The sequence below is a fragment of the Pseudoalteromonas sp. SK18 genome (assembly GCF_001974855.1).
Classification (GTDB): Bacteria; Pseudomonadota; Gammaproteobacteria; order Enterobacterales; family Alteromonadaceae; genus Pseudoalteromonas.
This window is the reverse complement of sequence record NZ_MTQB01000002.1, coordinates 363,491-373,657: the sequence shown is the minus strand read 5'-3', so window position 1 is coordinate 373,657 and position 10,167 is coordinate 363,491. Positions and strand designations below refer to the sequence as shown.

The 10,167-nt window shown below is 41.2% G+C and carries 9 protein-coding genes; 2 read left to right on the top strand and 7 right to left on the bottom strand.

Features of this window, described 5'->3' with window-relative positions; genetic code table 11:
- Window positions 1-226: 226 nt before the first annotated feature.
- Window positions 227-2,149, bottom strand: a complete 1,923-nt coding sequence (locus BW139_RS03530; protein WP_254844941.1) for an ABC transporter ATP-binding protein — start codon at window positions 2,147-2,149, stop codon at window positions 227-229.
- Window positions 2,150-2,373: 224 nt separating this feature from the next.
- Entirely contained in the window at window positions 2,374-2,859 is a 486-nt protein-coding gene (locus BW139_RS18540; RefSeq protein ID WP_254844940.1) for an AAA family ATPase, read from the bottom strand.
- Between the two features lie 416 nt (window positions 2,860-3,275).
- On the opposite strand from BW139_RS18540, the gene gloA reads away from it, so the two are divergent.
- Window positions 3,276-3,803, top strand: coding sequence for a lactoylglutathione lyase (gene gloA / locus BW139_RS03525; protein WP_076918687.1), 528 nt, complete (start codon window positions 3,276-3,278; stop codon window positions 3,801-3,803).
- Between the two features lie 73 nt (window positions 3,804-3,876).
- Here gloA and htpX read toward each other — a convergent pair whose 3' ends face one another.
- The 5 genes from htpX to bioB all read right to left on the bottom strand — a co-directional run bounded on the left by htpX (window position 3,877) and on the right by bioB (window position 8,612).
- Window positions 3,877-4,740: a protease HtpX gene (htpX, locus tag BW139_RS03520; protein ID WP_075169202.1), complete on the bottom strand. Its 864-nt coding sequence runs from the start codon at window positions 4,738-4,740 to the stop codon at window positions 3,877-3,879.
- A 138-nt stretch (window positions 4,741-4,878) separates the two neighbouring features.
- Window positions 4,879-5,562 carry a dethiobiotin synthase gene (bioD, locus tag BW139_RS03515; RefSeq protein WP_076918686.1) on the bottom strand — a complete coding sequence of 228 codons (684 nt, stop codon included), beginning with the start codon at window positions 5,560-5,562 and terminating at the stop codon, window positions 4,879-4,881.
- 10 nt (window positions 5,563-5,572) lie between these two features.
- Entirely contained in the window at window positions 5,573-6,406 is an 834-nt protein-coding gene (locus BW139_RS03510; protein WP_076918685.1) for a methyltransferase domain-containing protein, read from the bottom strand.
- A complete protein-coding gene (locus BW139_RS03505; RefSeq protein ID WP_076918697.1) occupies window positions 6,403-7,557 on the bottom strand; it encodes an 8-amino-7-oxononanoate synthase in 1,155 nt (384 codons plus the stop codon). Before BW139_RS03505 ends, BW139_RS03510 begins: the two co-directional genes overlap by 4 nt.
- A gap of 14 nt (window positions 7,558-7,571) precedes the next feature.
- Window positions 7,572-8,612: a biotin synthase BioB gene (gene bioB, locus BW139_RS03500; RefSeq protein ID WP_076918684.1), complete on the bottom strand. Its 1,041-nt coding sequence runs from the start codon at window positions 8,610-8,612 to the stop codon at window positions 7,572-7,574.
- Between the two features lie 95 nt (window positions 8,613-8,707).
- Between bioB and bioA the strand changes: the two genes are divergently transcribed.
- Window positions 8,708-10,009 (top strand): adenosylmethionine--8-amino-7-oxononanoate transaminase, encoded by a 1,302-nt coding sequence (gene bioA, locus BW139_RS03495; protein ID WP_076918683.1) that lies wholly within the window; start codon window positions 8,708-8,710, stop codon window positions 10,007-10,009.
- Window positions 10,010-10,167 lie beyond the last annotated feature (158 nt).

Sequence of the window (10,167 nt, the reverse complement as noted above, 5' to 3'; positions counted from 1 at the left end):
ACGTCATTACTGGATGCATAGTCATATTTAAAGTGAGTTTAAAAAGTAACAACACTTGGTTTTTTGAATAAAAAGATCAAGAAAACACAGCTGCCTGCTTGACCGGAACTTTCTAATGGGTGACCCCATTTGGTTTGACCCCATTTGGTTTGTTTTGCCGGTTTTATGGCAAAACAAGTGACAGTTTGCGGAGTCAGATTGCATTGCCTTGTTATGTGCAATTACATCACCTTCCATTTTGTAACTCTATCAATGCTTGGTCTAAAGAATTAATAGCTTGAACGATTGTGTTAACAGCAGCCCGATCAAATTCACCATCACGTTGAGAGTCATGAGTCCCACTATTAAGATAACCCCATTCAATTGAGCCATTAGCCACCCCTAATAGTGAGTCCAAGGCCCCAACAGAGTTGAGGATTCCTTCTGATTGATTTGGCCCCCGCCTTAATGTAGAGCGAATTTTATTGCATTTATTGTTTAATTCCCACGGAGATCTAGGCCCACTCAGCTTAAGTTCTATTCTTCCATCACCACGCCGTCCCATCCAAGTCCAGAGCCTATCTGTTAGGCTTTCTATAGCAGCTCGGGAGTAATAAAGAGCATCACGTTTATCATCATTATCAAATGCCTGCTGAGCTCTGATTACATAGTTTTTTGTAGGAGGATTGCTATCAACTCGCAAATGGTGCTCACCCTGATGCGGAAGGAATTTATACATTTTTATATTATTTGCACGATCAGCGCCAAGCTCCTGCTGTATTCTGTGAAGGAACTCTTCAGCATGAGAGGTTAAAATTACTTGCTTTCCATCTAGCAACCCATCTTCAAAGAATGTTCTCCATATACCATTTCTATGTTCATCATCAATAGCATTTACAACATCATCAAAAACAACTATTGGGCATCCTTCTTCAATATTTTTTGCTAATAATATTGCTAAACCTAAACACTTAATATGGCCCTCACTAAGTAGCGTCAATGCATCAAATCGAACCCCTACTTGCTCTTGAAATTCCAATTCGATTTTGCCGTTTTCAGCAATTGGTAGCCACAAACCATGTAGTAAATCCACAGGTAAGTCATCTCGATTAAACGAGTTGTATAAGTCCCGCGCACTATCTCCTAGGCCTTGTAGTAATTGTGCAGGAAGGTTGCTTAGGTAGGATTTTATTTCGCGCAAAAAACCATCGTATGCTCGCTTAACTCTATGATTAAATTCAACAACTGTTCCTTCCGCTGCTACTAATTCAATTAGTTCACGATTTGCCTCGTCAAAGCTAGTAACCGTATTTCTTGCTTCTAACAATTGTTCTTCAGCAGTTTGGCGAACTAATTTGGCACGCTCTATTTCAAGGCGGTATCCATCAAGTCTACTCCGCTCAACTGCCAATTGTTGTCGTTGGGCAATAATTTGACGAGCATTAATATCTGAAGCTTCAATGTCAGCACTCATGCTCAACAAATAATTCCATGCTTTATTATTATCGTTCACCCAAACCTGCAACCATTGGCCAGTTGAAGTGGGGGGAAGTTCAGGTAAGGCTTCCATCTGGAACTTATCAGGGCAAACCACTGATGCAGCTCTAATGGAACTACCCATAATAAGATGAAGATTTCTCATTGATTCTTGAAGTTCTTCACTTTTTTCTTTTGACTGGCGTTGAAGTTCTGCTAGCTCTCCAAGCTGCTCAAGCCCTAAAGCTGCACTTTCGTATGGGTTTTTGGCTGTTGTTAAAAGGCTGGTCCCACATGCTGGACATTCATCTTGATTTGATGATGCCAATTGAAGTACCGCTTCGTAAAGCTGCTTATATGAAACCTCACCCGAGCGGCGGGTTAATTCTACGGTTATTTCTTGCAGCGCGTTGTTTATGGAAAATACTTCTGCAAAACTTTCTGTGAGTTTCAACGGTGTTAAGTCGTAAACTTCTGGCGAAGGAGAATCGAGCAAGCTCTGAACATAATGCAGCCGCCCCTGTTGCTCATGATTGCCAAGAAGCCAGAGTTTTATAGCTTCATAGTCACTTCCAGGATTAATTCGTGCTGCAAGAGTATTTTCATCAACTCCCAATTGCATTAGTTTTTGGGGATGCTCCTGAATAGTTTTTTCAGCGCTTGATAGTGCGGCCCGTTTTGCTGTCAGCTCCAATGATCGCTGACCAATAAGGTTCAAATTTTCGTCGAGTGAAGGGTTGAACCCCCTTACAAAATCTGAAAACTGATCTATCCCAAAAAGTGTTGCAATTATTTGCCTCTGATCACTTGGAGTCTTTGATGCAATTCGAGCAAAGTCATCTAATCTGTTCTTTTCGATAAAACAGAACCTATACTCTTCCTCATTTGGTGTTAAATTAACTGGAGGATTATCTCCATCTACTGTTGTATAATAGGTGCTACGTGCCGTCTTAAACGTGCATTATCGCAATATGTATTATGATTTATTCGTTTAACTTGAGCTTCACTAATAGAACCTAAAAAGGCTGTTTCTAAAGCTTCGCAAAAACTACTTTTTCCAGTGCCATTAGCACCATAAACAAGTGTAATTGGATTGCTAAGATCAAAGATTTCTTGATTCGTAAATCCTCTAAATGGACCCACTCTTAATTCGTGTAATCGACCAGTATTAAGCTCACCTTCTTCAACATTATTGAACGCGGGGAGTTCAGAAGAAGTTTCAGCTAGTTGGTTTATTGCTAGTGGTGCTAACCGTAAAGATCTCCCTCTACGTGCAGTACCTACCTGAGCTAATTGTGGAAGATTTGTATATACCAAGTTCGCCATGCGACAAACATCTTCGTCCACAGGTCTTAAAGCTAGCGCTCCCAGAAACCTTTGGTATTCAGCTATTACGCTGGCCATATATTTCCTTATTCATAGATGCTATTTTTACAAGTAGCCAATTGTTCGAAAGGCACATAACAACTTTGTCTACGACAACTGTCGTTTTATAAACCGACAAATGTCCATATATTACATTGCATTTATCTTAACCCTCAAATAAACACCTGTAAACAACTAGTTAACTACAGCTCATACTTCATAAATACAGAGATACCCCAAAATGGTGGAGATCAGTAATATTGGACAAAACACCATTACTGTATAAATAAACAGTACCGCTAAATATGCCATTTTTCGCTTATAAAACATTCAGCTCACTGGCTGGTAATTTAGCTAGGTGGTTTTAATTTTTGCCGCTGTTGATTATGATGTTCGTATTCCCTGCCTTTTTAAATCCATTAAGGTTTTTCAGTCATTTTATTAAGGATTATCTCATGTCTAGCTATAACGAATCTCCAGAGCAAATTGCACAGGCCACTGAGGGCTATGTGATGCAGCAAACTATGTTGCGTATTAAAGATCCAAAACCGTCGCTGGCATTTTATGAAAACGTATTGGGCATGAAACTATTAGGTAAGTACGACTTTCCTGGTATGGAATTTACCTTGTACTTTTTAGGCTATGAGCAAGATATGCCAAAAGGCGATGATAAAGAAAAAACTCAATGGGTGTTTCGCCGCCCTGCGCTGATTGAGCTTACCCATAACTGGGGCACTGAAAACGACGACAGCTTTAGCGGTTATCACAGTGGTAATGAAGAACCAAAAGGCTTTGGCCATATTGGTATTAGCGTACCTGATGTATACGCTGCCTGTGAGCGCTTTGCTAAATACGATGTGGAGTTTGTAAAACAGCCAGATGGCGGCTCAATGAAAGGCCTTGCCTTTATTAAAGACCCAGACGGTTACTGGATTGAAATACTCTCACCAGAGGGAATTACAGACATTATTCAATCACAATAAAAACTATTAAACATAAAAAAGCCTGCAAATGCAGGCTTTTTGTTTACAAGTACTGTGAAAAACTTGAATTTTTTTAACGACGTAGTGCGTCTATACGTGCATCAAGCGGTGGGTGAGATGAAAACAACTCAGCCATGCCTTTACCACTGGCTATACCAAAGGCCATCATTGAGCCTTCTAATTGCGATGGGTGGTTTTGCTTTAATCGCTCAAGGGCTGAACGCATTTTATCTGCGCCTACCAACTGAGCTGCACCGTTGTCGGCTGCAAATTCACGTTTGCGGCTGTAATGAGCAACCACCACACTGGCTAATACACCAAATAATACTTGGAATAACATATCAAATAAGAAGTAAGTCCAGCTGCTGCCGCCCTCTTCTTCATCGCTATTTATAAAATTATCTACAATTCCCGCCAGTACTTTTGCGGCAAAAATAACAAAGGTATTAACCACGCCTTGAATAAGCGTTAGCGTTACCATGTCGCCATTAGCCACGTGCGATACTTCGTGCGCAAGCACTGCCTCGGCTTGATCTTGGGTCATATTGTGTAATAAACCCGTACTTACCGCCACCAGCGAGTTATTTTTACTCGGGCCGGTTGCAAAGGCGTTCATTTCTGGGCTGTCGTAAATAGCCACTTCAGGCATATTAATACCAGCTTTTTTAGCTTGCGCGGCAACCGTGTTCATTAACCACTGCTCGGTTTCGTTACTTGGTTTTGTAATAACCTGTGCACCGGTTGATTTTTTCGCCATCCATTTCGACATATACAAAGAAATAAACGACCCACCAAAACCAAATACAGCAGCTATTAATAAAATACCACCCAAGCTACGATGGCTTAAGCCCAGCGCACTCATTATGATTGAAAGCACAACACCTAATACCAACATAACCGCTAAGTTAGTTAATAAAAACAAAAATACACGTTTCATACATGGTCTCCAAAAATAACATTTATTGCTGAGCGATTTCTTTTTGTTGATCGGCTATAGCAATCACTGCGTTATGACACACTATGTCATAACGTCAGCGCTATTCTGTGACAAACTATGTCACAACACAAGGGTTATTTATGGATTTAGTAATAATTTTTCAAGCAGGGTTTTATAAATTTGTAATTTAGGGGTTTGCTCGGTATAGGGGCTTATAGCAAGCAACGGGAATGGTAAACGTGCTTTAAGTGAATCTAAGTTTGCTTGGTATTCATCCATAGTGCCATCAACTTGGTTAGCAATCCAGCCAATGCAATTAACACCCATACTTTGCATATGGGCTGCAGTGAGTAAAGCATGATTAATACAGCCAAGTTTCATCCCTACCACTAATATTACGGGTAGTTGCTCTGCTTTTACCCAGTCGTATAAATATTCGTTATTATTAATTGGCAATGCCCAGCCGCCCGCACCTTCGGTTAACAGGTAATCGGCACCTTGCTGCTTAACATGTTGATAAGCCGTGCTGAGCTTTTCTACTGTTATGTTTAGTCCCGCTTGCTCTGCAGCTATATGGGGAGCTATTGGCGGCGCAAATGCAAATGGGTTAATAATGTCGTACTTAGCGCTCACGGTCGCGCTTTCCATTAGCATTAAGGCATCGGCATTCACAAGCTGATCAAACGCAAGTTCACACCCTGATGCAATCGGTTTAAAGCCTATTGCGCGCTGTTTATGTTGAGCGAGTAACTTTAATAGCAAACTGGTTACGTGGGTTTTACCAGCGTCGGTATCGGTACCGGTAATAAAAAATTGCTGCATTGCCTTACCTTTAAATTTTTGCTTTTTCTAATGATAACAATATCACATGGTAAGATACATGGGCTTGGTTGTTTATAAGCGGATACGCAGCACATACTTTTTGCAGCGCCGATTTAGTTAATAAACCAGGGCGTTGGGTTGCTTTATTTTGCGACGTTGCGCCAATGGCTTTAATTGAACTAATCGCTTTAAGCGGGCTTGTAAACTCATCGGTATAAATAACCTCTGTCGCACTATTAATAATAAACCCTGCCTTTTCGACCGATTGGTTTATATTGTCGCTACTTAAAAAGTTATTAATGTGGCTATGCGAATCGAGCGCGGCAAACGCCGTTTTTATTTCATGTAGTGAGCCTTCTACCACCGTACTTATGTACGCCTGCCCGCCGGGCTTTAAAGCTGAATGTAATGAATGCATTAGCATTTCAAAATTAGCCGACCACTGCAGCGCAAAATTACTAAATACCACATCAATACTATTTTGTTGTAATGGTAAGTTATCCATGTCGGCGCAAATACGCGGTGCGTTTACTGCACTATTTTTAAGCATGTTGAGGCTTAAATCCATGGCAATTACCTGTTTATATATTCCTTGTAACTTTTGGGTATTCACTAACGGCCCTGCGCCTAAATCAACACAGTGTTTGTGCTTTGTGCTCGCATCAAGCTTTATGAGTTTAATTAAATCGATTGCGGCTTGTTTTTGCACATGCGCATGGGCTAAATATTGGTTTGCCGCTGTTGAAAACTTGCGTTGCGTTACCTGCTTTAAACCATTAACAGCTGAACAAGCTAACGGTGACTTTATTCGCGAGTTCGTATTTACAGCGTGTGCGCTTATCATGCAATGGCCTTTTTTAAACAATTTACCAATGTTGTAATATCTTGCTCGGTATGGGCGGCGGTTAAAGTAACGCGTAGCCTTGATGTATTATGCTGCACCGTGGGCGGGCGAATAGCGGTTAGCCAAATACCCTGCTGTTTGAGCTGCTCACAAGCTTTTAAAGTCTGTTCGGCACACCCTAAAACTAAGGGTTGAATGGCAGTGGTCGAATCCATTAAGGCAATTTTGTGCTCATTGGCTAAACGTTTAAATAAAGCAATATTAGCGTTTAATTTGGCTCGCTTGTCGTTAGCATCACGTATGGTTTTAATTCTTGATAATGTATGCGAAGCAATAAAAGGCGACATTGCGGTCGAATAAGTGTAATCACGGTTAAACTGCAGCATGTAATCAATAAATTCACTCGAACCTAATACACACGCCCCGCTACTTGCTAGCGCTTTACCAAAGGTGATCACTAAAATATCTGGCAAATTCTCTGCCGCTATAAGTGGCTCACAGCTTCCCAAACCCGATTTTCCCAGTACGCCAAAGCCATGCGCATCGTCTATCATTAACCAGGCGTTATGTGCTTTAGCTAAACTCAGTAACTCAATTAATGGTGCTTGGTCGCCATCCATTGAGAATACACCCTCACTCACGATCAGTTTATACTTAGCATTGGACTTTTCGAGCCGTGAACGTAAATGATTCATGTCGTTATGGTTAAAGCGCACAAGTGCTGCGTTTGCATGCAATGCGCCGTCGATTAAGCTCGCATGATTAAGTTTATCCTGAAAAATCGCACTTTGTTGAGCAATGGCTTTATCTTGAAATAGCGCTTTTATAACACTGCTATTAGCACTAAAGCCCGAATTAAACAGCATGGCATTGTTATAGCCCAACTGAGCACATAAGTATTTTTCGAGCTGTTGCTGCGCACCTTGATAGCCAGTAACTAAAGCAGAGCTATGACTTCCTAAGCTATGCATACCTTCAAGCAAAGTGGGCTCATCCGCAAAGCCTAGGTAGTCGTTACTAGCAAAGTTAAGATAGCGTTTATTATCAACTATAATTTCACGCGCACTGGCTTGCTCAATAACATAACGCTTGCGGTTAAGCGCGCTTTGCTGGCGCGCTTGTAAATGGCTATTTATAAAATCAAATGACATAGCAATACACAATGTTAAGCAGGATAAAACAATTCTGAACTGGCTTTATCGGCCACTTTAGAAGATAACGACGCAGCAACGGCTTCATCTGAATAGTCTTCTGCCGTTTCAGGGTTCATACCCAGTTTTTTAATTAATTGCATATCGGCATCAGCTTCTGGGTTTTCTGTAGTAAGGAGTTTATCACCATAAAAAATGGAATTAGCACCGGCAAAAAAACACATCGATTGCATTTGCTCATTCATTGCGCTGCGCCCTGCCGATAAACGCACATAGCTGTGCGGCATCATAATACGCGCGGTGGCAATAGTACGAATAAACTCAAACTGATCTAAGTCGTCTACGTTTTCAAGCGGTGTCCCTTTTACTTTTACTAGCATGTTAATGGGGACGCTTTCTGGTTGCTGCGGCAAATTAGCCAATTGCATTAATAACCCATAACGATCGCTGGGTTGCTCACCCATACCGACAATACCACCAGAACAAACTTTCATACCGGCATCACGCACATGATCAATAGTGTTTAGTCTGTCTGCAAAGGTACGGGTAGTTATAATTTGCTCGTAGTATTCAGGTGAGGTATCTAAATTATGATTATAGTAGTCAAGCCCTGCATCACTCAGCGCATGGGCTTTTTCATTGGTGAGCTTGCCCAACGTCATACAGGTTTCAAGGCCAAGCTCTTTTACTTCTTTAACCATTTTTGAAATGTACGGCATATCACGATCTTTAGGATCTGACCACGCAGCGCCCATACAAAAACGGGTGGCGCCTTTTTGTTTTGCAAGGCGTGCTTGCTCTACTACTTTTTCTACTTCTAGCAGGCGCTCTCGTTCTAGGTCGGTTTTATAATGACCAGACTGCGGGCAATATTTACAGTCTTCAGGGCAAGCACCTGTTTTTATTGATAGTAAAGTAGAAATTTGCACCTGATTAGGATTAAAATTAGCACGGTGTACGGTCGCGGCTTTAAAAAGCAGATCGTTAAACGGCATTTCAAATAAGGCTTTAACCTCGCTATGGGTCCAATCGTGGCGAACTGTTGCAAGCTCCATAATACTCTCTTTTATTTTTTGCTCTTGGTGTTATTGGCTTAGAATACGTATTGCCGTACCATTGTCAACGAAGCTCACTTAGTTAAAGTTTACATATGAACACAAAACACACAATAGACCTTGATTTTGACCGAAATCACATTTGGCACCCTTATACATCAATGACTCAACCAATTCCGGTTTACCCTGTTACACACGCCAATCACAACCTTATCTACTTAGAAACAGGTGAAAAACTCATTGATGGTATGGCCTCTTGGTGGAGCGCAATACATGGCTACAATCATCCCGTTTTAAATCATGCGATGACAGAGCAAATCAATAAAATGAGCCATGTAATGTTTGGCGGCATTACCCATTACAGCGCAGTGGAGCTTTGTAAAAAGCTAGTAGCGATAACGCCCGAGCATTTAAATAAAGTATTTTTAGCCGACAGTGGCTCGGTAAGTGTTGAAGTCGCGATTAAAATGGCACTGCAGTATTGGTTAAGCCAAGGCATTAGTACTAAACAAAAGTTAATGACTCCGTTTAAGGGCTATCATGGCGATACTTTTGCGGCCATGAGTGTGTGCGATCCGGTTAATTCTATGCATAGCTTGTACTCTGGCTTTTTACCTGAGCATGTATTTGTACCTGCGCCTGTTAGCCAATTTAATGACGAGTTTAATCAAGCCGAGGCGGATGAACTAGAACACTATTTTTTAAATCACCACCAGCATGTTGCCGCCTTTATTATTGAACCCATAGTACAAAACGCAGGAGGAATGAACTTTTATCACCCTGATTATTTAGCCTGTGTGCGCAAGTTATGTACTCAATACGATGTACTGCTCATTTGCGATGAAATTGCTACGGGCTTTGGCCGTACCGGTACAATGTTTGCTGTAGAGCACGCCAATGTACAGCCAGATATACTTTGCATTGGCAAGGCACTCACCGGCGGCAGCATGACTTTATCAGCCACGTTAACGACCGACAAAATAGCAATAGGCATTAGCGAAGGTGAAGCCGGTGTTTTGATGCACGGACCTACATTTATGGGTAATCCTCTCGCCTGCGCCGTAGCGTGTGCCAGTATAGACTTGTTGCTGGAACAAAATTGGCAACGGCGAATTTGTGAAATAAACCAAGCGTTACAGCAATTACATCAGTGTAACTCACTTACTGATGTAGCAAATGTTCGAACTTTAGGTGCCATTGGCGTGGTAGAGCTGACAGATGAGGCAGGAATAGTAGATGTAGCTAAAATTCAGGCTTATTTTGTTAGCCAAGGAGTGTGGATACGACCCTTTGGTAAACTAATTTACCTAATGCCGCCATATATAAGTGACGATACCAGTATAAAACACCTTTGTGATGCAATATATAACGCTATAAAGGGTAAACATTACGTATAGATGGTTAATTATTTTAGCCACGAAAGTTAAAATTTAATTGATATATCCATTTAGTTATTATTCCTCTGTAAAGTTTAGTAAATTTAGTCCTTTGGCTTGATTTAGTATGTTGATCTGAGAGTTCTTTAGGGATATGATAATGACTATCATTTACAATA